The following is a 22,761-nucleotide window of genomic DNA, read 5'->3' on the forward strand; positions in this document are numbered from 1 at the left end:
GCTACCTTCAAGCTTGTATGTGTCAACAAATCAGTTATGTTCATTGGATGGAAGATATTATGAGATGTTGACATTTTCACCTTTGATAGGACTACTATATCTAACTATGTAAACTTTTGTAAAGACATTCAACATTTCTGCCATAACCCCATACGCTTCATTTATCAGCATTTATCGGCGCGTAATTATTGTCTTTACAACTATATTGTGCTACGACAAAAACTTCTCACTAGTTTATTTATTTTTTTTATGTTTAGAGAAATAATTATGTAACATGACAAAAAACATCAAAGTATAACTAGCAAAAATCGCCCCACTGAAAGTAACAAAAGTCGGTAAATTAAGCCTTTTAATGAAAACCACTGTACCGAAACTAAAAATTATACTAGCCAGAAAAGCTAATAAATCTTTACTCAAAATAATCTCCTAAATATTAGTTCTTGCCAGTTAATTTACTCATACTTTATAAAAGCTGAAAAATACCGTAAACAATGTTACGGACAAACCACCTCATGAGTTTATTTAGATTAGTTTTATATTTTTCTACCTGCAATATCGCCAGAGTAATTTCGTCATATCTCCAAGGATTTACGAGGAGATGAATGGCGAGACTGGTGTGAAAACGTTATATTTAAATAATGTTAATTTATGTGAGATTTAAAATTTTTGATACATTATGAGTAACTTTTAAAAGAACCTCTAAGATTAATTTGCCATGACTCCATAAGGTACAAAACTAAAGTATACAACAAGTTAAAAATAATATTACTAACAAACAAAAACTTTTAAAATTAACTTTAATTGAAGCATTATTTTGTTACAAAATATACAATAATTTATCATATTTTCAAATATAAAAGTTAAAAATATACATATTCTTAATATTTAGACTAAAAAAATGTAGTTTAATTTTTTTAGAGAAAGAATAAATGTATAAATGTTTTTTCTTTATTAGCAACCTCAATAGAAGCTATTGAGGTTGTAAACATACATGAGCTATCCTTAACTTACAAGCAAGGAAACAAACTGCAATGTCTGTAATTAATACACTTGCTAATCAGTACTATATCTATATTCGACGAGGACAAAAACCAATTCCTTGGAATATATATGATGTTAATCCACCGATTAACTTTGGCTCGGCTACATATTTTACTAAGGTATTGCAGACTATAGAAGACAGTTTTTTAGTTACTGGTTTAACATTTTATATAACTTGGGATGAAATAGATGAATTACCCTCCTATGGGAAAGATGTAGTTGTCTTAGTTATAGGGGATGAATGGTATCGCATACCCAAATATACTCACAAGGTTAGGGCGGTATTTAAGTGCATAGGTACACGTCCAATGCTCGGATGTAATGTCTTCCGTCAACCTTCTTTGTTAAATTTTCTGACCCTAATTCAATTTCTGAGAGTTTTGCTTGTATCTTCTCCTGGTTTTATTAATTATTACTTTCATAAATTCAAAAACTTTTTATCAGGCAAAAATACACTTGGCAGAATTTATGATATTCCCCTAGGCTACAATAACTCAAAGGATTTGCCAATAAAGAATATTGAAGACCGTCTCTATGAAACTTATTTTTCTGGTAGTGTCATACATATACCGTATCCTGTGTGGTCTTTAAAATACTGGCTAGGAACGCCAAAAATCCTGGCTCGAAAACTAATGATATCGAGTTTAAAAAACTTTCAGAAAAAAAATCCTGATTTAAAAATTGAGTTATCAATTACTGGTGGCTTCCGTAATAGAACTAGTGAAGATGAGCGTAGTTACTGCGAAATCATGATGGATACTAAAGTATGTTTGATACCTAGGGGTACATCTTTTGAAACAACTCGTTTGTTTGAAGCAATGAAATATGGTTGCATTCTAGTCACAGAAACTTTGCCTTCAAGGTGGTATTTAGATGGAGCGCCTGTTATTCAAATCAAGAATTGGCATGATTTAGGAAAGATATTAGAAACCCTGCTAGATAATCAGCAACTTATGCAAGAATTACACCAAAAATCCTTGAATTGGTGGAAATACAAATGTTCAGAAGGCATTGTAGCAAATTACATAATTGAAAGATTGAGTGGGGATATCCCAGTTTGGAAGCAACACATAGCAAATTCTTCTATGTCTTTAACTCCCCCTTAATCAACTACACATAATTTGGTGTTGCAATCGGGGTTTAAATCCCCGATTGTTTTATCCTTACCGATGTTTTATATACTCTCTCACATGACTCAATCAATCCTGTCATAAAAGGTGATATCCAAACCAACAGGCTAGCATTTTTAACCAATAGCGATGACATATTTAGGTAGTGTAATACCATCAAAAATTCTCTCTTGTGAAAATTGTGGCTATACAACTGATAGGGATGTTGCAGCGGTGGGGTAGACAGTGAAGATGCTTCCTGGGGTAAATTCATTGGAATCCTTTTGAAGCAAGAATCCCTCGGCTTCTAGCTGTGGGAAGTGTCAAATTAAGCAAATACCCGGTTTAATCTTGAGAGAAAAGATAGTTAAATATTTGGATGTTAACAATTATTAAGGTATTTAATGTGTTATCAAGTTACCGAGGTGTAATTTTTGATATGGACGGTCTGTTGTTCGATACGGAAAGTATTGCTCGATGGGCTTGGAAGCAGGCTTTAAAAGCTCATGGTTATGTGATGACAGATGATTTATATATTGAGATTGTCGGGCGAGATCTATCATGGCGGGAAAAATTATTCAAACAAATCTATGGCGACAGTCTTCAATTTGAGTCTGTGATTATTCAACGCATCGAAATAGGTGATGAGCGAGAATTGCGAGAAGGTCTACCTATGAAACCAGGAGTTTTAGCTTTGCTGCAAAAACTAAGTAAACTGGGTGTAGTGATGGCATTAGCCACCGGGACTGCTCGAACTAGAGCCATGCGACGTTTAACAAATGCTGGTATTAATCAATATTTCACCACCATTGTTACCAGTGAAGACGTGAGGGAAGGTAAACCTGCACCAGATATTTTTTTAGAGGCCAGTTGTCGTATGAACATCTCTCCTGTGCAGTGTGTGGTTTTTGAAGATTCATTTGTGGGAGTTCAAGCAGCATTTCAGGCGGGGATGTGTCCGATTATGGTTCCCGACATCCAAAAACCATCAGATGAAATAAAAGGTTTAGCTTATCGAGTATTAAACTCTCTTGAACAAGCCAGCGAAGAATTACTAGCAGAACTATTTACCTAACTCATCTAGTGAATTACAAATACTAGGCTCAATAGTAGCTACCACTTCCCCAGTTTGACTGGTGTTATAACCACCTATAGCCTCCAACTGTGAAAGTACCCGCCGATGTCCTAAAGTACCCAGCAATTTTTGTACAGGTGCTTCATCCAAGTATGGCTTGAGAACTGCTAAATCGTATCGTGATTGTTGCAAGGGAATAAACCCTAACCCAAAAGCAGCTGCAACAGATGCAGTGCTGATACCAGAGGTAACTTTGCCCGTGGCTACTGCTTGCGCTACTTGCAAATGTCCGTGAACAATATCATCAAATCCTTTTACGGCTGTAAATGGTATGCTTGCTTCTTGAAGCGATCGCTCTAATACTTGACGACTACCAGATCCAGGTTCTCGGTTAGCAATAGTTACGCCAACTTGGGCTAAATCTGCAACAGTTTTTAATCCCAGAGGATTATTTGGTTGAGTTAGCATACCCTCCTCCCAAACACCAAGGTTAATTAATACAACTGTCCTATGTTTAATTACTGAACGCACAAACGAAGCATTATATTCTCTCGTTTGGGCATCGTACATATGCATACCTGCAAAGTGAACTTCTCCCCGGCCCAGTCGGTGTAGTGCTGTCATACTATTATCTAAAATCCAATGTACCCTGAGATTGGGGTGCCAACGTTCAGCAGCACGGGCCCATAAAGATAAAGCTGGGGCACAACCAGCTAAAATCACGGTGTGATGGAGATGTTGAGGATCATCTAGTAACTGCACAACCATTGTATTTTTATCCGCCCGGCAATGGCCTTCGCCATCAGCTGGTATCATTTCTGTACGAAAAGCATCTTGTCCAACTAAAGGATGAGCAATCCATTGATGACCAACTTGAGCCAAAATCAACCGCAGACGTTGACCCAATGGCATATTAGATGCTGGTACAGCTTCTATTATTGGTAAATCTTGCTCCAACCAAAATAAATCTTCTACTTGACAACCTAGAGCTTTTGCCAAACGTAGAGCTATGGTGGTAGAAGGTGCATATTGTCCCGACTCCACACCACTAATAGTTTGACGAGTTACGCCAGCCAAGTTAGCTAAATCTTGCTGACTCATACCCAAGCGGATGCGAGTTTGTTTTAACTTATTGCGAAGTTCGTCCTGTTTTACCACGTCTGAGCTATTGAGTTTTTGCGCTGATACCCATCTTAATTGAGTTGGCACTGCAACGGCTAGAAGGACGTGGGATTGTTGGTTCATCCAGCCTGCTTACTGAGAGGAGTTTCTAATCCTGCGTTAAAAATAACTTTCCTATATCCAAACGCACATACCAAGGAAAAGGCTGATCCTTAATACTTACCCACTTTTCCTTAAACACCTCCGCCTGCAAATGGTAATCATTGCCGTGATGTAAAGAATTGTGCAATCTTAAATACAGGGTCATTCGGTGTGGTGTTTCTCGTGTCCTCACTAACCAACAGGGAAAAGTATTCTCTGCATTAGGGTCATTTGTAAAACTGAGATGATGGGCGCGAATACCTACATAAGTTAATGACTGCGGCAAAGGTTTCATCACTTTTAAACTACAGTCCCAATCTAAGGCTACCACTTCATTCTCGGACACTACCCTAGCTAACGAAAAGTTTTTACACCCTGTTAACTGAGCAACAGTATAACTATTGGGACGCTGAAAAATATTTTGTTTATCATCATGGGCAATAACCCGTCCTTGAGACATCACCAACAACTGCTCACATATCTCATAAGCTTCTTCTAAATTATGGGTAACAAATAACGTCACCCCAGAATAATTGCGGAGAGTTGCAGTTAATTGTTCTTGCAATTGGTGACGGAGATATGTATCCAACGCCGAAAATGGTTCATCTAATAGTAATGCTTCCGGTTGAATTGCTAAAGCTCTAGCTAAAGCTACTCGTTGTTGCTGTCCTCCAGACAGTTGATGAGGATAACGATTTTCTAAACCTTGTAACTGCATTGCTAACAGTTGCGCCTCTACTTGCTGCTTAATAGCTCTGTTCGATAATTCTTCAGGTAAGCCAAAAGCGATATTTTGCATAACAGTCATGTGCGGGAATAAAGCATAATTCTGCATTAAAAACCCAACGCGGCGATCGCGTGCTGGCAAATTAATCTTTTGTTCAGAATCAAACAGCACCCGCCCATTTAAACTAATACGTCCTTTTGTCGGTGTTTCTATACCGGCAATACAACGCAAAACCATACTCTTACCAGCCCCGGATCCTCCTAAACATCCGAGGGTATGACCATCGCTAGTAAAACATACTTGCAATCTAAAATCAGGAAGTTTTTTTTCAATGTCTACAAATAATCCTGATACATCTGTTTTCTTTTGAATTACAGATGTGTAGTCTGCCTGACTTGTTTGCCCTTGGGGGAATGGGGAACTGTTTTTTTTCCGGTTCCCTCGCTTTTCTTGCCAGAAATTAACTGCTATTATTACAAATAAAGAAATACTCATAATAGCCACAGCCCAAAACCAAGCTTCATTCATCGCCCCAGCTTCCACAGCAAAATAAATTGCCATGGGGATGGTTTGGGTTTCTCCCGGAATATTACCAGCTAACATTAACGTAGCCCCAAACTCCCCCAAAGCCCGTGCAAAAGTTAAACTTGTAGCTGCAACAATTCCTGGAAATGCGAGAGGTAAACTGATGCGCCAAAAAATTGCTGATTCAGAAGCGCCCAAAGTTCTCGCTACTCGTAACAAATTACCATCTATTTGTTCAAAGGCTCCCAGGGCTGTTTTATACATAATCGGAAAAGCCACCACCATGGCGGCGATGGCTGCACCGTACCAAGTGAAAACAATGCTAAAATTCCAATGCTGCATTAGTTGACCTCCAGGGCCATTCTTGCCAAAAAATAGCAGTAATAAAAAGCCCACAACAGTGGGTGGTAAAATCAAAGGAGCTACAAAAATTCCTTCAATCAGTGACTTGCCTTTACCTCTATATCCCAGCATCCAGTAAGCAGAGCCAATCCCCAAAAAAAAGGTAATGAATGTAGCAAGTAAGGAAGTTTTGAGTGATATCCACAGGGGTGATAAATCCATATAGCAGAGAATAGGGAACAGAGTTGAAAATCAGTGTCTAGATTTTTGGTCACAGATGTCTAATAAGTTACACATCTGGACATGAGCAATGTCATGGCCGGGCTGCCTAAGTGATATATACTTAGATGTAATGTGCTGATGTTACTTGACAATAAAACCGTATTTTTTGAGTACAATTTGAGCTTGACTGCCGGATAAAAACGTGACAAACTGCCGGGATTGCGGGATATTTTTACTGCTTTTAATAATCGCCATAGGGTAAATAATCGGGGAGTGATATTTCTCATCAGCAGTAACAACAACTTTAACCTTGTGAGAAATTTTGGCATCTGTGGCATAAACTAAACCTGCATCGGCGTTACCACTTTCTACAGATGCTAAAACTTGACGCACATTGTTCGCCAAAACCAATTTAGGTTTGAGTCCCTCAAAAATACCCAGTTTCTTTAATACTTGGTCAGCATATTGTCCTGCGGGTACACTCCTGGGTTCTCCTACAGCAATTTTCTTAATTTTGGTATCTGTTAAATCAAAAAAGTTATTAATAGCAGTAGTATTATTCCCCACTATCAACACCAAGCGGTTACTTGCTAGATTAGTACGAGTACCAGGAACTAAAAGTCCTTTTTGTTCTAGTGCATCTATTTGTTTTCTCGCCGCAGAAATAAAAATATCTGCTGGCGCACCTTGTTCAATTTGTTGCTGTAATGCTCCAGAAGCCCCAAAGTTAAATTTAATATTGATATTTGGTTTACTTTGTTCATATATCGGCTTGATTTCTTCCAGTGCATCTTTCATACTTGCAGCTGCAGACACAAGTAAGCTGACATTTGACTCTGCTATGGAAAAAATAGGAGTGATTAAAGGTACGACTACGGCTAGGAAACAGGTAATAATTGCCATAGTCATCCAACCAAACATCCGTTCTTTATTCATATTTTTATTTTTCCTGTGTAAATAAATTGTCCAGCCTGTTAACAAGGGCCTGGTTTTGATTTACACATGAATTTAATTTTCATTCTGTAGCAAGGGTAACTAACATGATGCCAAAATAACTGCGGGTGAGGTAGAACGGTTCCTATTATCCCATCATCTTTGCCATGGCTGGGTTCTAGTTGCGTACACCCGCCATCACATATCCTCTCTAACAGTGGTCATCATCCCAAAAGCTGATGTGGGCTATGAGGTGATGATTTTTGGTCAACAAAAAGTAGAATTTTATTCCTGGTCAGATAAATAGATAAATTTTGTTTTTTCTCCATACTCTAAAATAGGCATTTTGTATATACAAAATCAATGATTTACCAGACTTAAATATTAATGAAACTCAGACAATAATCATGATTAAATGTCTTTTTAAATCAGGTTTTGTCCTTGACTTTAGGAAATTGTTTGAATAAAAATAGCAATAACAGTTAAGCAAACCGAGCTTAATTGTTAATGGATTTAACACCAAAGCAAAAAGTAATCGAGGAGCAAATAACATGGCTAACATTACTCTTTCTCAACTCAACAATGCCGGTGCAGAATTATTTCAAGATTCTGAAAGTTTTCTCAATGAACTCAAAGATGTAGATGCCATTGTCGGTGGTAGCAGTGATAGCGCCAGCGCCAGCGCCAGCGCCAGCGATACCTATTATGGGTATCATGTCAGCGATATTTCCTCACTGACTAAATTAGCAGAAGCCTTTGTCATGACTTATTCCATTGGTCATGTGACCTTCTTAGCTAAGTCATTTAGTTATAAATACTAATGAATCTCATCACTTCATTTCATTAGTATTTCAGCACAGTATTTGCCAATAAAGCTATTGCTATAAATGCTGTGCTTGACTAGATAGCTTTCCAGGGATGAATTTATTTACTAATCATCATCCCTGAGAGCTAGCCAAGTTGAATATAATCGCCACAAATACTTGAGGAGCAAATAACATGGCTAACATTACTCTTTCTCAACTCAACAATGCTGGTGCAGAATTATTCCAAGATTCTGAAAGTTTTCTCAATGAACTTAAAGATGTAGATGCTATTGTCGGTGGTGGCAGTGATAGCGCCAGCGCCAGCGATACCTATTATGGGTATCATGTCAGCGATATTTCCTCACTGACTAAATTAGCAGAAGCCTTTGTCATGACTTATTCCATTGGTCATGTGACCTTCTTAGCTAAGTCATTTAGTCATGGATACTAGTGAATTTCATCACTTCATTTCATTAGTACCCTCTCCTGACTAAGGAAGCAAAACCCCGACTTCTCAAACTTCTTTGGGAAGTCGGGTTTCTCTATCTTCATTAAAAATTACGAATTACAAATTACGAATTAAAAATTCATCCACATCAGGTACATCTATCCACCTTGATGTTGTGTGAGATTGATGAGATAAATCCATCAACAATTGAGAATAAACACCCTCTCGCAACGATGGGACTATTTGTTGTTGACGTTCAATTCCCTGTACCCATTGGTCTACAACACGGGTAAAAGCGGAAATGCGACCATCGGTGTGATGTTGGGGAAAAACTAACCGATTGGGTATTTCAATTTCTTGTAGAGGTTGACCAGATTGGGAACCCCAAAGGCGAAATCCATGTATATAATCTTTTTGATTGTCACTACCTAAAACTAGAGTACCGTTATCGCCATATACTTCTATCCAATGTGTCCTAGATGCGTGAACAACAGCACTAATCGCAACTTGACAAGGTGTACCATCGGCTAATTGTAAAGATAGCAAACAAGTATCATCTGTATTAACTGGCTTTAATTCTCCGGTACCAGGGTCAAGTCTTGCAGTAATAGCGGTACTCAAATAAGCGTTTAATCTGCGAACTGACCCAAATAGCCAAGAAATATAATCGAAGACGTGGGAACCTAAAGACCCTAATGCACCGCCTCCTTGCTCTTGAGCAGAATACCAGTTCCAAGGGCGGGAATTATCGGCGCGGGAAGAACCTAACCAATCAATTTTAATCAAGCGCTTGTTACCTACATAGTTACTGGCTAATAATTCACTAAATAATAGCCATGCAGGAACAAAACGAAATTCAAAGTCTACCGTAGTAGTTACCTTTTTTGCTTCGGCTAATTGATATAATTCTTTAGCTTGTAATACGTTTAAAGTGGTGGGTTTTTCTAATAATAAATGTTTCCCTGCTTCCAGGGCTGCTTTAGCCATTTCATAATGCAGAAATGGTGGGGTAGCAATACTCACAGCTTGCACTTCTGGTAATGCCAAAATATCGGCTACACTGTTGCAGGAGTGAGGAATATTATGAGTATCCGCAATGGCTTGAGCTTTATTAATATCTCTATGATACACAGCAACTATTTCTGTGCGATGATGTGTTTTAAAACCGGGAATATGCACTTTTTGACCAAACCCAGTGCCAATAATTGCCACACCAATTTTGTTTTGATTTCCTTGGATTCCAGATACCATAAATTAACAGACTAAATATAATTAAAAATGCAGATTTTTCTCACCCCAAGGCGCAAAAGTACAAAAAACAAAAAGTAGTTTTCACCTTTGGCAAGTTGTTTCAGAATTTGAGAATTTCTCGGTCATAATTGTCGGGTAGAGGTTCTACTTCCCACACTATACCTTCTCCTGGTTCTAAAGCAACTTCTATATAAAGTTGTTGCACCGCAGCTTTGGCTATATCTTCATTATTGGGAAATGGTTGTAAATCTTCCGTCAACAGTCTCAGTTTAAAACCCCCAGGAATAGCCCCACCTACAGTGGTGTTACGTAACTCAAAACGCCAATGTGTTGTGTTGGGCTGTCCTTGGGGTGTAATCAGCAGTTCATATAATTGACCGGCGATGGTCAGTTGGCGTGATAAACTTACTTGTGTTTTTCCTTCTTCTTTACTCCGCGCCCCAGCTGCCCTAAATTCGAGGTTTAATTTCTCCCAACCCATGGCCGCTGCAATTTCAGAAACGCCGCTTTGCAGCCATTGGATAACTGAGTGTTGTTCTGGTAGTCCCAAACGTTTTTCATATAAACGTTGTCGCCAACCTCCATGTTCCATTAATCCCCCCCACAATGAAAAAGGAACCGCTAAACGAGGAGTAATGATTTCTGGATTTCCCAGGCGGGCAATTAAATTTTCGGCTTGGGCTTGTGGTAGGTTGGGTATCTCTACAGTTTCAACCCGTGTAACTTCATCTGCACAAAACTTTCGTACTACCCCCAATACAGTCATATCAGTAATTATATAATCTCGATCCAAGGCATAAGTGCGATCGCTCGGCTGATAACTGCCTTTAGTCTTGAGTGCTTCATGGGTACAATAACCCCAAACCCTAACATAGCCTTGCTCCGCTACTACCTGGGCTGCTAAGTAATAATCCCCTGCCCAACTAGGTAAATCTACCCATTCCTGCGGCAGACGCAACTCACTACTATCAATGTCTTCACTGGGAACCAATATAAATCTAGTGGCGTCCACTGTGACAGCAGTTCCATTTACCAGTTCCCAAAAACTAGATAAAGCTGGAGCATTCGGCCAAACCTTTGCTTCGGGTGTGTAGTCCTCTTGCAACCAAGGTAAAACAGCACCTAGACAAACTTGATTGAGGTTAACTTGAAAATTGGTAGGACTAGGAAATTGCTCCACAGTGGTGGGAATTTCTAAAATTAAGTCTGTGGAAGCAAAACTAAACATGGGGGTATTAGCAGTCATGGACTTTTGTTTGGAGAATAGTTCGGCTGGTTTTAGCTATGTGAGGAAAACATTCTCTGCCCCGGTACAAGAGTTAGTTAGGAAACACTCTATAATAATCGTGTAACCACTCCTCAATCACAGCACTCATACTGATTAGTACGTCTGTTGTTACAGAAATATGCAAACTGTCTTGACTCCATTTAGCCAAAGACCGCAGTAATATTTCCTTGGCTTTAGTCAATCGCCGTGAAACTGTATACTGCTTGATTTCCATCTGCCGGGCTATTGTATCTTGATTAAGCTGTTGACTATAATATAACTGCAAAATTTTTTGCCCTTGGGGTTCCAGTTGATGGATGGCAGTTTCTAAAACTTGCTTAACCTCCACTTGCTGAAAATTCCGGGTTTGGGCTTCTTCTTGGGCGACAATTTCAGCAATTAAAGATTCTTGTTCTGTCCCCGGTAGCCCATTAACCAATTCCCTGGAATCATCACTATCCGGAGATATATTGAGAGACCCCACAGTAGGATAAAGGTATCTTCTCACAGCTTTAGCACTATTGATTAACCAAGTTTCTAAAGTTTGAGGATTGACTTTTTGAGAAGTTTGTGCATTATAAGCTTGAGCCATGACTTGCCAAATTTGCTCATCAGGTGCAGAAAGTTGGCGGGAGTTACCGACTTTTCTAGGGACATACAGAGTTTTAAAACATTGCCAAGCCCAAATATAAGCGCTAATAGTTTCCGAAGACAAGCCAGCATTTCGCAAGGACTCATGCAAGCGCTTTTGTGAGGTTTTCCGCAACAAACCCCAATTTGTGCAGATATCAACTTCCCTCATTTGGCGCAAAGTTTCGCGGATAACATTGCTAAACACAATACTAGCATAGCTTTTCAAACTACTGCTGTAACCAGGATTAAAACCTTGGAGAACCTGATCAACTTCACCGATAGCAATTTGAAAACAATCTGAAAGTTTATACTGATTACTGACCAAATTAGCAGCTGTTCTTTGGGAAATCCAATAGCAAGGTTCCTGTAAATAAGCCGTCAAGTGTTGTTGTGCCAAAAATTTAGTTTCAGAAACCTGAAAAAACTTATACCAATACAATACCCAAAAATTTTCCGTTGTGTCCTTTAGGGTTTGCTGAAGACAACTTTGGATGCTGCGGCGCAGTTTCCGTTCCGTCGCCCAATAACCGAAACGGTCTCCGTCAAATTGGACAAAAGTTGAAAAAATTTCAATGATGCTTTGGCGAGATTGCATAACAATGGGAAAGTGAGTTATGGTAGGGAGGACTTTTATTGGAAAATAGCACATCAACTTTGTGATACTTCTCAAACTATCTTTGTAGAGGGTTTGAATTTAGTTCCTTTGTCCAGGAGAATACTCGCAAAGCATTGTCTGATGCTGGATGGGGACAATTCTTTCACATTCTGGAGCAATGTTGTTTCAAAGGTGGTGTGTATTTCCAGAAGGTACATGGTAGAAAGATTTATCACGTTTGCCCTGATTGTAGAATGGAAACGGCTAAAAAGAATATCTCTACATTTTTCGCTTCTTTGCAAAAGCAAAAAAATATTTTCCCCAGACCTGCATAAAAATCTCAAGTCAAACCTATCCATGAAGTGAAGGGAAACACTGAAAAAATACAGTGGTCTTAAACCCTTCAAAATTCTTGTCACTTCATAGGAATATAAGTTTATGTCTACCAACAACACCAACAAAATCAAATTGATTCTCAGTATTCTTGCTGTTACTAGCGTTGCTGCTTTAAATCCTTCTGCTTATTCTCAAACCGTCAAACCAGGAAATATTGATAATTTCTTGAATCGCGCTAACTTAAATATTAATCCTGGTCAATTAGAACCCACAGAGATTAATAAGTTACCTGCTGTAGAAAAGCTTCCCACAGGAACTATAAAAAAACCTGGTGCTGAAGCCTGGAATGTTAGTTGTAACGGTGCTTGTGCAGATCCAGTTAAAAAACAAATCAACCAAAATAGTTTGCCACAAATTCAAAAAAACCCTGTATTAAAACCGGGAAGATAACTACATTATTATCTACTGATAGTAGGTTGATGACCCAATAATCACCTACTATCCTCAATACAGCACATTAATATGGAAGGAGAAGAACACAGCAGTAGCGGTTAAGATGCCCACAATCCCAAAATTTTATCATTTACATTTGTACTTCATTGAGACGGAATTATGAATATGAAACTTTCTGACTATCATGTTATCACTGAACCATTTTTTGACCAAATAGAAGAACGAGTTAAACGGGTAATTTTTGCCACGCGCACTGCAAATGTCCGCATTATTGATGAACATACATGGACAATTTTAGCAGATGAAAAGTTTGATGAATTAGCGGCAGATATTCTTGTAGACTTCGGGGAAATTAAATTAATTGTCCCCACGGAAGAAAATGAACTAGCGACTATTTTAGCTGAAAATCATGCCGCAGGTACAAATGATGATGACTTATATTTAGTTGTGCAACCCACAGCTTTTTGTCAACTTGGTTGTCATTACTGTGGTCAACAACACACCAGCAAAATGATGAGCTACCAAGAACAGCAACAGTTTTTACAACGTGTTACAAAAAAACTGCAAAGCCAAAAATTTAAAAGCATATCAATTGGTTGGTTTGGTGGAGAACCTTTGGTGGGACTACCAGTGATGAGGACTCTGACACCAAAACTTCAGTCTTTGGCTGGGGACTTTGGCTGTAGCTATAATGCTAAAATTGTCACTAACGGTTTAGCACTTACAGAACATATAGCCACAGAATTGGTGCAGGAGCTAGGTGTCAGTTTCATTGAAGTCACTTTAGATGGTATTGCACCATATCACAATGCTCGCCGGATGCAAAAAAATGGCTTACCGACTTTTGATAAAATTTTTGCCAATGTCATTGCTTTAGCACATCGAACAGATTTAAATGTAAAAATTGTCATTCGCTGCAATGTTGACCATGAGAATTATGAATCTGTTTCTTTATTACTACAACAGTTAGCCGAAGCAGGTATACAAGATAAGATTGGTTTTTACACAGCGCCTATTCATTCTTGGGGAAATGACGCTCATCATGGTTCCCTGACTAAACAAGAGTTTGCAGCCTGGGAGATAACTTGGTTGGGCGAGATGATTGAACTTGGTTTTGCACCGGGACTTTTACCACAGCGCAAACCTTTAGTTTGTATGGCGGTAATGCCTGAAGCTGAATTGGTTGATGCTTATGGTAATATTTTTAATTGCACAGAAGTACCTTATGTCCCTACCTACGGTACACCCAATGAATATGCTATCGACCATTTAGCAGGTAAACAAATGCCTGGTCAACGCCATACCTTGGGGGAGTTTAACCAGCGAGTTAGTCAAGGTCAATATCTTTGCTCTACTTGTCCTATGTTACCTGTTTGTGGTGGCGGCTGTCCAAAAAGTTGGCTAGAAGAAATCCCTCCTTGTCCCAGCGCTAAATACAATATTGAACAGCGTTTACTACTAACTTATGCCTTGTCCAGAATACAGCAACCCACAACTACTAGTCCCCTGTCGGTTTAAAATTTTTCTGCTCTAATACCTGTAAGTTAGTTAAATTTTCAGCATTCCCTCTGGATTCACGGTTAAGAGCCATCGCCTTTGTAGTCCCTCACGATGTAAAATTTCATTGGCTGCTAACAAGCCACTACTAACAGCCCGTTCCATTAATCCACAGGGAAAAGGCATTTTTACCCAGTCCCCAGCAAACATTAAATTGGCAATACCTGTACTGCATTCTGGACGTTCAGCATAACTCTTGGGTGGATATCCAGAAAAATTATGTTGATTGACTATTTCTCGATGCAGCATTGTAGCTTGTTTTAACTCAGGAACAATTTCATACAATTCTTGTTCAAATGTTGCGAACAAAGCTCCTTGGGTGGGGAATTCTTTTTCTTTATAACAATAGGCGTGTAATTCAACCACACTCCCCCCTGTGCGTTGCGACCAATCAATAAATTGTTGCTGGATGCGGTGATAAAGTGTAATGCTGTCTGTTAATTTGTAGCCAGATAAAGAAGTAAAATTACTTTGTTCCCACTTAAATTCCCGGTCAAACCAAAAACGACACACAGCAAAAGGATCGGCAACTTTCAGTTTTTCTACTTGCGATCGCACCTTTGCATCTATATCTCCATTGAACCGCTTAAATAATTGTTGCACACCAGGAACATCAGTAGCAAAGACATAGTAATCTGCGCTGATTGTCTGGGGTGGTGCTGATTCTGGATTTGCTGCGATTAATTGCAATTTATCATCCTCTCTTTGCACCACTTTAAATTTAGGTAAATCTCCCTGGGCTGGCCCTTGTAGTACTTTACCATCAGCAGCGAAAATAGCTCCATGACAAGGGCAATGAAAATTTCCATCTTCCCCTTGCTGCACAGTACAACCTTGATGAGTACAAGTTAAAGAAATAGCTTCTTGACTATCCCATGGCAGTGCAAATACTTCATCAGCTGTACCAAAGTATTCTATTTGATTATTGGTGGCAATGGCATTTTGCTTTACCCAAAAGGGTGCATTATTTTGATTGCCACCAAGATAATATTTCAGACCGTTGATTTTACCATCTACAGCCGGAATTTCACTGACTGTAACATCAGTAATAATTTGCCCCCCTTGATTTTGAATAAATTTAGCAATAGGTTGGATCAAACTTGTACCCATATCATCTACAGTGCCATTAAAAGCTAATCCTTCTGGGTTACCAAAAAAATAAAAATGGAAGAACTGCATCAGCTCCCCCACACTCATCTCATCTGGTGCATTTAAGCTAGATTTAGCAAAAGGCAGAAAATACAAATCGTATAAACCCTGGGGAAATTCACTTTTCACCCAGTCAGCCACAGAGATATCATCAAATCGGCGATAATTTTTTTCGCGTTCAAAACCAGTTATGGCCTGAAAAACTTGTAAATGTTTAAACTTGGTCAAATTTATGCCCCAACGCAAGCGATTAGGAGATGCGATCGCTAAGTCTATAATATTCCAGGGAAAAGCAGAATGACTGGGGCGAAATACCTCTGGTTGGTATTTGACATCGCGGTAGACGAGAGAATAAAAGTTTAATGACTGAAAATTATGATTTATTTCCAGTTCAGAAACTATACTTTTGAGATTATAATACTGAGGGAAAAATCCATGAAAGCCATGTTCCATCATGAAAGTTTCACCCGCAGCTTCTATGGGCCAGCTGGCGATTTTCCCTCCCAGTTGGGGGGCTTTTTCTAAAAGTGTAACTGTAAACCCCCTGTGACTCAATTCATAAGCACAAGCTAAACCTGCTAAACCAGCTCCCACCACAACCACACTTTTATTTTTACTTAATATTTGGGGTAAATGGAGGGTATCTTTTTGATAAACTGTTGGCTGGGGCTTGGAGAACCGGGAATATCCTGCTGTGACAATTACCCCGATACCCAACAATTTTAGTAGTGTCCGTCTGGATACAGTAGATGATTCTGGCGAATTAAATAGTAAACTCATGTTGCAGAATTGCGGATTTTCTTAATTATTTTTTAAATATCTTTTTGATGTGCATCTATAATAAACAAACCTATTTTTACAGAATTAGAAAATTTGTCAATGCTTGATATTAAAAGATATTTTGCAATGATTGTAGTCACTCAAACAAATATTTATAATCATCAAGAAAAGAATAAGTTGCTCACAGGGTTTTATGATAATTTTTGTTAACTTAAAATCTCCCCATACAGCAATAGTTTCCGTGGGGTAGAGTTCCATAAATAATCTTACCCGCCATCTGTTTCTTGACTAATTCCTGGGAAGGGGACTAATATCAAGTTCTGATCAATACTTATGATTAAATATAATGAGGTATTGGCATGAAACTATAGCTGTAACTCAGCGCATCTTAATTGAACTGTTGCGCCGTGGACGCAGCTTGATTTTTTGGACTATTTTTCCTATTTCCGTGTTAATTCTGAGTGGGTTTATTTTAGCAGAACGGGCAGAATTACCACTGGAACAAGCTTTTGGCTATGCTGCGCCCTCGACTTTAGTAGGTGCGGCTTTATTTTTTAGCTGTTTGGGTGGTAGTGTGGCTACTGTAGTAGCGGAAAGAGAACAACAAACTCTCAAACGTCTGTTTATTTCTCCTTTAAGTGGGACTTCCTATTTTTTAGGAATTTTTCTCGCTCACAGCTGCATCGGTCTAGGGCAAACTCTTTTGATTTATACCATAGCTGCTTTTTGGGGTGCTAGTTTCAATGGTTCTATTATTTTAGGACTGACTATTATTGTGCTGAGTATTGTGGCTTATGTTGGTTTAGGCTTTATTTTAGGTACTCAGCTAGCACGACGCATTGAAGATGTCAATGCTTTGGTGGCAGCTTTTGGTGTGCCTTTGTTAATTCTGGGTGGAGCATTTTTACCTGCCTCTCTATTTCCCCAGGGTTTAATTAATATTGCCAGATTTAATCCTATTTATCACATGAATGAGGCTCTTGTCCAAGTTTCATCCCTAGGTGCTGATATTAATGTAATCACCTCACATTTTTGGTTTTTATTTGTGTTTGCTGTGGTCATGGTGATGGGTGGATGGTTATCTTATCGCCGCATGTTAATAGTAGAAAGAAGGCTTTGATTGGAGTGGGGGGAGATCACAAGGGTAGGTTTTTTACATTTTCGTCAGGGCTAGACTTGGAACACAAGGAGGTATTGTAGACAAGGCAATGTGTTCTAGTCTTGCGGCGCTAGTACTTGTCTGTTTAAAAATTGAATGCTAGTCCCATATCAAAGTTTTTATTGTTAGCGCTGATTAAATTATGCTGAAAATTAGTAATTTAAATAAGTCTTATGGGTCTATCAAGGTTCTGCAAAATTTGAACCTTGATATAGGTTATGGGGAAATTTATGGGTTACTTGGTGCCAATGGAGCGGGAAAAACAACGACTATCAATATTATTTGTAATTTACTTGAGGCTGATAGTGGTGATGTTACTATCAATGAGAAACAGGTTTGTGAAGCTACAAAAAAAATTATTGGTGTTGCACCTCAAGAAAATTTACTTTATAAAAGTTTAACTTGTGAGGAAAATCTTCACTTTTTTGCCAATATTTATGGGTTAAATCGGGAAATGCGGCAAAAAAAGGTACAGGAAACTCTGCTATCTGTGAATTTATTAAACAGGGCTAAAAGTCCTGTAGAAACTCTCAGTGGGGGAATGAGGCGGCGGTTGAATATTGCTGTTGCTTTGGTGCATCAGCCGCGGTTAGTGATTTTAGATGAACCAACTACAGGTTTAGATATTGAAGCTAGATATGAGGTTTGGGAGTTGATTCGGCAATTGAAAAAACAGGGAATCACTGTTTTATTAACTACTCATTTATTAGATGAGGCAGAAGCACTGTGTGATAGAATTGGGATTCTCAAACATGGGCAAATTTTGGCTGAGGGAAGTTTGGCTGAGTTACGCACTTTAATTCCAGCTTCGGAGGTAATAGTAGTAAAAACTTCTCAACAAAAGCAAGCGATGGCCCGGGCTGCAGAGTATGGTTTTACATATAAATATTATCATAATTATGGTAATGAGTTGGCTTTTTGGTTGCCTGAATCTCTGGATTTAAAGGAAATTATCTCTCGGTTTGAAGGTATTGAATTTGATTCCATTTCTCGTCAACCTGTGGGTTTAGAGCATATTTATTTGGAGGTGACTGGTAATTAGTGACCAACAAGTTCCCGATTTTTCAAAGAAATCGGGTATCTGTCCAAGGAACTTGTGTTGAGACATGGGGTTTAACCTATATATCAATATTTTGTTTGTTGTTATACCTGAATACACCCTGATATGGCTCGATTTTATAACGTAGCTGCAAGTTCCTGTAAGCGATCGCGTCCATCGCGAAATACAGGCCAACCATCACCTACTAATACTGCTTCTACGTGAGGTAGTGCGGCTAGGCGTTGTACGGAAGCTACGGCAGCCTCGCGATCAAGCAATTTTTCATCGGGTAAAATAGTTAAACTACCAGCTTTGCGAGCTCGTACCAAGTCCCCTGTAATTAAAGTTGTTTCTTCGAGTAACAAAGCTAACTCACCGGGAGTCTTAGAACCGTGCAGTTCTAACACCTTTAATCCTGGAACTACCTCATCACCTTCACTCAGCCAGCGATCGCAATGTAGGGGAAAATAACTCTTTTCCGCTAAAGGCCCAGCAACTTTAGCATAGGTTTGATCAGCAATTTCCTTAGCGGCCCTGATGTGTTCGGAATTCGTCAACACAATCCAAACCACACCACCGAGGGATTGTAGATGATTCCAATCATGATTTGATAAAGCTACTGGGTCAATCAATACATTACCACGTGGACGAATCCAGGCAACCCCATGAAAATCAATATTTCTTGCAGGATTGAAAGTTGACCAGCCATATAGATCGGGACGGTGTAGAGATTTCATAATGATTCTGGTTCAGCACCTTCAATAATTCTGGATTCATAACTGAGCATCAATAATGTATCAATAATCCAGTCTATAATTCAACGCTTACATCCAAAGTTTTGCAATTGAGTCAAAGCGTAATAAAACATGGCACAAAACCCAAAAATACAACTCAGTACAAAAACTTTTCTTTTCTTCTGCGTACTTCGGCTTCTTTGCGACTCGTTTTTTCACCAAACTTAACTGAGGAACAAAAAACACCCCACAAACCACCATCGCTATTTACGACAACATTATTTTACCAAAAATTGGGGTTTAAAGCCTCCTTTTTTGGGTTAGGTGATGCTAGACTGACTCAAAAGCGGGATTGCCCGAAGCCCAGTGCCGGAGGCAATGGCTGTTTAGCCCCAGACTCCCCACAGTTCTAGGGTGGGGAAGTGTGTCAAGGTGCAGAAGTTGTCAACTCTTCTAGTGGTGCTCAATGCCTAGCCTCAAACTCTCCCACACTGGATTGCAAATTATCAGACAAGCTCGTGAGCAAAAGGGTTGGACAATTTATGATCCGCGCTGGTTAGAGGCAGCAAGTAAAATAATTGCACCTGAACAAGACTGGGAAAACTCTGATTTCTTTGCATCAGGGGTATCTTTACCAACATGGAAACGCTTTTTAAGTGGTGGTGCAATCAACGCTCCAGTATTTAAAGTGTTTTGTCAGGTCTTGAATTGTCATTGGGAAGACTTGATTGACCCTCCTGCTCCTAAACCTGACACAAAGGAAATTCCTGATATTCCTTTATTTTTTGGACGACGTTACGAATTGGAAATTCTCGGCGCAGCAATTGAGCAAAAAAAACCCTTGATTGTAATTACAGGTATTGGGGGTATGGGGAAAACAGCTTTGGCTGTGAAGTTAGCAGAAAATTGCCGAGGACATTTTCAACAAACTCTGTGGTTTTCCTTTCACCATCACCCACCGACAAGAGATGCATTACCAACTTTAGCCCCCCACACCTTACTGATTTTTGATGGTTGGGATTGCATTTTAGGCGGTAACCGTGGAGGACAATATCGCGCTGAGTATGAACTGTATGCAGATTTTCTCCGTAGTGTTGTACAAACTTCTCATCATAGTTGTGTAATAATCACTAGCCGAGAGCAACCAGAGGGGTTAAGTCTTTTGACTGCTGCGGGTGCGGTAATTTTTCCTCTCGGTGGACTGATGGAAGGTGCTGTTGAGCTGTTACAGTATCATCAATTGAGTTTTGATGCTCAACATTGGGTAGCTTTACTAAATCAATATGGTGGTAATCCGTTGTTTCTCAATATGGTTGCCAATTTCATCCATGAATTATTTGCTGGGGATGTGGGGCAGTTTTTAGCTTCTGGAACTTTAGTTGCTGGTGAATTTGCACCTTTGGTGACACAATGGCTCAAGTATATTTCCATTTGGGAAAAAATGATTATGGAGCTTTTAGCTACCAAGGTGCAAGGATTCACTCGTCAAGAAATACTATTACGTCTGACAAGTCATGCTTCTAATGGAGATATTTCGGCAGCACTTTTGTGTTTGAAGCGTAGAGCATTGATAGAAACTATGAAAGACGGTGATATGGAACGTTTTTATTTACAACCAGTTATTCTTAAATCTGTACAGCGTTTATTTGGTTAATCACAGTTTTTAAGTAATTACCAGCTCCCCGATTTCTTTGAAAAATCCGGGAGCTATGAAACAAAGTCATGGAAAACACTCCTGTTTACAGCTTTTGGTTTTAAAATACGTGTATTGTTTGCTTATCCTCCTTCGTTTATGGCCTACTGCATCAATGGTGATTGTACCCGCCGAGAAAATCCTGATCATTGTGCGGTATGTCACAACTGCCAAACGCCGCTCATACTATAAAATCGCTACTGACTGAGATATCCCCTGCAAGGTGACAGAGGTAGTTATACAGAAGTATTTGAAATTCAAGATTTAGTTAACCCACACCAGCCTAAAGTTTTGAAGTCTCTTAAGGAAAACTCGCCGGAACTAGAGCCACTCTTTCAGGAAGAATCATCAATATCCCCAGAAAAATTTGCGGCGGCTGTGGATTTATTTGCACAAGCTTTCCCTCAGGAACCAGAGGCAGAATTCCCCAAGCATCAAATTTATACAATCGCCGTTGCAGCTCCTCTAGAACGACGTACTTCTAGAGGAATAGAAATACTTAAAGGTGCTGGTCAAACTCAATAATTGAGATTCAAACTGTTGCTAAATAGTAAATTCCCAAAAATCACACTAAAGTTATGTATTATTAACGCAAAAATGCAGTAATTATGCCTCTTAAGTGGGTTGATAAATTTCGCAAAAAAAATACTATTGACTCTATAAAAAATATGATTACTGTTAGAAGTAGTCCTGCTGAAAAGACTATAAAAGCATCAATAATTAATTGGTGAGGTATTTCCCATGATGATGATGATGACTGAAACTATGACCACTGAAATGCAAAACTGCATGAACGCTTGCATGGAATGTCATAAAACCTGCCTAGAAACCATGACTTACTGCATGACCCAAGGCGGTAAGCAAATGAATATGAGCATGATGTCCATGATCCGTGACTGCGCGGAAATGTGCATGATGTGTATGAATATGATGATGGGTGGTTCTGAGTTCATGGCTCGTACTTGTATGTTGTGCGCGGAAATGTGCGATCGCTGTGCCGCAGCTTGTGAACAAATGAGCCAAGACCGGAAAATGATGGAATGTGCTGCTTCTTGCCGTCGCTGTGCAGAAGCTTGCAGATCCATGCAAATGATGCCTGCTTAATTCCACCACTGAGCAGAAGTTTTTCTGCAACCTAATGTTCAAGCGCTTGGGCTGTTCTTGGGTCTGGGCGTTTGAAGTTTTGACATCTACAGCAGTACAAAACTCGCGGTGATGTCTAATGAAACACCTTAAATCTAGTTCGCAAGACTTGCGGAGTTTGTTTGAAACCAATATTACTATTGAATATGTGGCTGAATCTCTCAAAGCTGTGTCAGCCCAAGAGCCGGTGAAAAAGGTACTAGATTGGATGAAGGCTCAGGATTTTGATGTTGTTGGCATTGAAACAGAAAATAGAATTACTGGCTATGTTGAACGCTCTAGTTTGATGTCAGCTACTTACGGTCAGTGTAGGGACTATCAACGCTTGTTTCATCCCCAAGCACAAGTGTTGAATGTTAAGAAAGAGGTGATAAAAATAGCCCAAAATATGGTAAATTCTGGGCGAAGTATTAAAATGTAATAATTGATAATGATTATAAATTCATTTCCCAAGATTGTCAAAGACATCCTCAGACCGTTG

General features: G+C 39.2%; 20 protein-coding genes. 12 read left to right on the forward strand and 8 right to left on the reverse strand.

The genetic code is table 11. The features are described 5' to 3' along the window. Window positions 1-1,031: 1,031 nt before the first annotated feature. Both NWP25_RS04420 and NWP25_RS04425 read left to right on the forward strand, forming a co-directional pair. Window positions 1,032-2,147: a glycosyltransferase family 47 protein gene (locus tag NWP25_RS04420; RefSeq protein ID WP_280698929.1), complete on the forward strand. Its 1,116-nt coding sequence runs from the start codon at window positions 1,032-1,034 to the stop codon at window positions 2,145-2,147. A gap of 409 nt (window positions 2,148-2,556) precedes the next feature. Continuing rightward, entirely contained in the window at window positions 2,557-3,225 is a 669-nt protein-coding gene (locus tag NWP25_RS04425) for an HAD family hydrolase (protein ID WP_280649757.1), read from the forward strand. On the opposite strand, the gene NWP25_RS04430 is transcribed toward NWP25_RS04425, so the two are convergent. The 3 genes from NWP25_RS04430 to modA form a co-directional block, all read right to left on the reverse strand. Beyond that, complete coding sequence (locus NWP25_RS04430; RefSeq protein ID WP_280649768.1) at window positions 3,214-4,383, reverse strand: substrate-binding domain-containing protein; 1,170 nt, start codon at window positions 4,381-4,383, stop codon at window positions 3,214-3,216. The two genes, NWP25_RS04425 and NWP25_RS04430, sit on opposite strands and share 12 nt — an antisense overlap. Before the next feature lie 112 nt (window positions 4,384-4,495). Further along, window positions 4,496-6,304 carry a molybdate ABC transporter permease subunit gene (modB, locus tag NWP25_RS04435; RefSeq protein ID WP_280649758.1) on the reverse strand — a complete coding sequence of 603 codons (1,809 nt, stop codon included), beginning with the start codon at window positions 6,302-6,304 and terminating at the stop codon, window positions 4,496-4,498. 141 nt (window positions 6,305-6,445) lie between these two features. Further along, window positions 6,446-7,240: a molybdate ABC transporter substrate-binding protein gene (gene modA, locus NWP25_RS04440; protein WP_280649759.1), complete on the reverse strand. Its 795-nt coding sequence runs from the start codon at window positions 7,238-7,240 to the stop codon at window positions 6,446-6,448. Between the two features lie 548 nt (window positions 7,241-7,788). Between modA and NWP25_RS04445 the strand changes: the two genes are divergently transcribed. Both NWP25_RS04445 and NWP25_RS04450 read left to right on the forward strand, forming a co-directional pair. After that, window positions 7,789-8,058: a hypothetical protein gene (locus NWP25_RS04445; protein WP_280649760.1), complete on the forward strand. Its 270-nt coding sequence runs from the start codon at window positions 7,789-7,791 to the stop codon at window positions 8,056-8,058. Between the two features lie 178 nt (window positions 8,059-8,236). Then, complete coding sequence (locus tag NWP25_RS04450) at window positions 8,237-8,494, forward strand: hypothetical protein (protein ID WP_280649761.1); 258 nt, start codon at window positions 8,237-8,239, stop codon at window positions 8,492-8,494. Window positions 8,495-8,608: 114 nt separating this feature from the next. Here the strand turns inward: NWP25_RS04450 and NWP25_RS04455 are convergent, their stop codons facing one another. The 3 genes from NWP25_RS04455 to NWP25_RS04465 all read right to left on the reverse strand — a co-directional run bounded on the left by NWP25_RS04455 (window position 8,609) and on the right by NWP25_RS04465 (window position 12,237). Continuing rightward, window positions 8,609-9,742 carry a Gfo/Idh/MocA family protein gene (locus NWP25_RS04455; protein WP_280652614.1) on the reverse strand — a complete coding sequence of 378 codons (1,134 nt, stop codon included), beginning with the start codon at window positions 9,740-9,742 and terminating at the stop codon, window positions 8,609-8,611. A 100-nt stretch (window positions 9,743-9,842) separates the two neighbouring features. Then, window positions 9,843-10,988, reverse strand: coding sequence for a DUF1822 family protein (locus NWP25_RS04460; RefSeq protein ID WP_280652613.1), 1,146 nt, complete (start codon window positions 10,986-10,988; stop codon window positions 9,843-9,845). 73 nt (window positions 10,989-11,061) lie between these two features. Then, a complete protein-coding gene (locus tag NWP25_RS04465) occupies window positions 11,062-12,237 on the reverse strand; it encodes a sigma-70 family RNA polymerase sigma factor (protein WP_280652612.1) in 1,176 nt (391 codons plus the stop codon). A 438-nt stretch (window positions 12,238-12,675) separates the two neighbouring features. Here NWP25_RS04465 and NWP25_RS04470 point away from each other — a divergent pair, with 438 nt between their 5' ends. Both NWP25_RS04470 and NWP25_RS04475 read left to right on the forward strand, forming a co-directional pair. Next, window positions 12,676-13,023, forward strand: coding sequence for a hypothetical protein (locus tag NWP25_RS04470; RefSeq protein ID WP_280652611.1), 348 nt, complete (start codon window positions 12,676-12,678; stop codon window positions 13,021-13,023). 162 nt (window positions 13,024-13,185) lie between these two features. Continuing rightward, the gene (locus NWP25_RS04475; protein WP_280652610.1) at window positions 13,186-14,544 is read left to right on the forward strand and encodes a radical SAM/SPASM domain-containing protein; all 1,359 of its coding nucleotides are present in this window, start codon (window positions 13,186-13,188) and stop codon (window positions 14,542-14,544) included. A gap of 30 nt (window positions 14,545-14,574) precedes the next feature. Here the strand turns inward: NWP25_RS04475 and NWP25_RS04480 are convergent, their stop codons facing one another. Next, window positions 14,575-16,512 carry an FAD-dependent oxidoreductase gene (locus NWP25_RS04480; RefSeq protein WP_280652609.1) on the reverse strand — a complete coding sequence of 646 codons (1,938 nt, stop codon included), beginning with the start codon at window positions 16,510-16,512 and terminating at the stop codon, window positions 14,575-14,577. 346 nt (window positions 16,513-16,858) lie between these two features. Here NWP25_RS04480 and NWP25_RS04485 point away from each other — a divergent pair, with 346 nt between their 5' ends. After that, window positions 16,859-17,632, forward strand: coding sequence for an ABC transporter permease (locus tag NWP25_RS04485; RefSeq protein ID WP_280652608.1), 774 nt, complete (start codon window positions 16,859-16,861; stop codon window positions 17,630-17,632). A 181-nt stretch (window positions 17,633-17,813) separates the two neighbouring features. After that, window positions 17,814-18,713 (forward strand): ABC transporter ATP-binding protein, encoded by a 900-nt coding sequence (locus NWP25_RS04490; RefSeq protein ID WP_280652607.1) that lies wholly within the window; start codon window positions 17,814-17,816, stop codon window positions 18,711-18,713. Between the two features lie 134 nt (window positions 18,714-18,847). Here NWP25_RS04490 and NWP25_RS04495 read toward each other — a convergent pair whose 3' ends face one another. Then, window positions 18,848-19,447, reverse strand: coding sequence for an MBL fold metallo-hydrolase (locus NWP25_RS04495; protein ID WP_280652606.1), 600 nt, complete (start codon window positions 19,445-19,447; stop codon window positions 18,848-18,850). A gap of 463 nt (window positions 19,448-19,910) precedes the next feature. Between NWP25_RS04495 and NWP25_RS04500 the strand changes: the two genes are divergently transcribed. The 4 genes from NWP25_RS04500 (at window position 19,911) to NWP25_RS04515 (ending at window position 22,701) form a co-directional block, all read left to right on the forward strand. Further along, window positions 19,911-21,098, forward strand: coding sequence for an ATP-binding protein (locus NWP25_RS04500; protein WP_280698931.1), 1,188 nt, complete (start codon window positions 19,911-19,913; stop codon window positions 21,096-21,098). A gap of 330 nt (window positions 21,099-21,428) precedes the next feature. After that, window positions 21,429-21,662 (forward strand): hypothetical protein, encoded by a 234-nt coding sequence (locus tag NWP25_RS04505; RefSeq protein ID WP_280698932.1) that lies wholly within the window; start codon window positions 21,429-21,431, stop codon window positions 21,660-21,662. 216 nt (window positions 21,663-21,878) lie between these two features. Beyond that, entirely contained in the window at window positions 21,879-22,241 is a 363-nt protein-coding gene (locus NWP25_RS04510) for a four-helix bundle copper-binding protein (RefSeq protein ID WP_280652602.1), read from the forward strand. Window positions 22,242-22,359: 118 nt separating this feature from the next. After that, entirely contained in the window at window positions 22,360-22,701 is a 342-nt protein-coding gene (locus NWP25_RS04515) for a hypothetical protein (RefSeq protein ID WP_280698933.1), read from the forward strand. The last annotated feature ends 60 nt before the right edge of the window (window positions 22,702-22,761 follow it).

It is taken from the genome of Umezakia ovalisporum Ak1311, assembly GCF_029891685.1.
GTDB lineage: Bacteria > Cyanobacteriota > Cyanobacteriia > Cyanobacteriales > Nostocaceae > Umezakia > Umezakia ovalisporum.

What these genes read in the sequence shown, in the direction of transcription:
- NWP25_RS04460 (WP_280652613.1), bottom strand. Translation starts at nt 10,988, where the DNA reads ATGACTGCTAATACCCCCATGTTTAGTTTTGCTTCCACAGACTTAATT.
- NWP25_RS04510 (WP_280652602.1), top strand. Translation starts at nt 21,879, where the DNA reads ATGATGATGATGATGACTGAAACTATGACCACTGAAATGCAAAACTGC.
- NWP25_RS04495 (WP_280652606.1), bottom strand. Translation starts at nt 19,447, where the DNA reads ATGAAATCTCTACACCGTCCCGATCTATATGGCTGGTCAACTTTCAAT.
- NWP25_RS04475 (WP_280652610.1), top strand. Translation starts at nt 13,186, where the DNA reads ATGAATATGAAACTTTCTGACTATCATGTTATCACTGAACCATTTTTT.
- NWP25_RS04490 (WP_280652607.1), top strand. Translation starts at nt 17,814, where the DNA reads ATGCTGAAAATTAGTAATTTAAATAAGTCTTATGGGTCTATCAAGGTT.
- NWP25_RS04455 (WP_280652614.1), bottom strand. Translation starts at nt 9,742, where the DNA reads ATGGTATCTGGAATCCAAGGAAATCAAAACAAAATTGGTGTGGCAATT.
- NWP25_RS04445 (WP_280649760.1), top strand. Translation starts at nt 7,789, where the DNA reads ATGGCTAACATTACTCTTTCTCAACTCAACAATGCCGGTGCAGAATTA.
- NWP25_RS04450 (WP_280649761.1), top strand. Translation starts at nt 8,237, where the DNA reads ATGGCTAACATTACTCTTTCTCAACTCAACAATGCTGGTGCAGAATTA.
- modA (WP_280649759.1), bottom strand. Translation starts at nt 7,240, where the DNA reads ATGAATAAAGAACGGATGTTTGGTTGGATGACTATGGCAATTATTACC.
- NWP25_RS04480 (WP_280652609.1), bottom strand. Translation starts at nt 16,512, where the DNA reads ATGAGTTTACTATTTAATTCGCCAGAATCATCTACTGTATCCAGACGG.
- NWP25_RS04420 (WP_280698929.1), top strand. Translation starts at nt 1,032, where the DNA reads ATGTCTGTAATTAATACACTTGCTAATCAGTACTATATCTATATTCGA.
- modB (WP_280649758.1), bottom strand. Translation starts at nt 6,304, where the DNA reads ATGGATTTATCACCCCTGTGGATATCACTCAAAACTTCCTTACTTGCT.
- NWP25_RS04515 (WP_280698933.1), top strand. Translation starts at nt 22,360, where the DNA reads ATGAAACACCTTAAATCTAGTTCGCAAGACTTGCGGAGTTTGTTTGAA.
- NWP25_RS04500 (WP_280698931.1), top strand. Translation starts at nt 19,911, where the DNA reads ATGCCTAGCCTCAAACTCTCCCACACTGGATTGCAAATTATCAGACAA.
- NWP25_RS04485 (WP_280652608.1), top strand. Translation starts at nt 16,859, where the DNA reads ATGAGGTATTGGCATGAAACTATAGCTGTAACTCAGCGCATCTTAATT.
- NWP25_RS04470 (WP_280652611.1), top strand. Translation starts at nt 12,676, where the DNA reads ATGTCTACCAACAACACCAACAAAATCAAATTGATTCTCAGTATTCTT.
- NWP25_RS04465 (WP_280652612.1), bottom strand. Translation starts at nt 12,237, where the DNA reads ATGCAATCTCGCCAAAGCATCATTGAAATTTTTTCAACTTTTGTCCAA.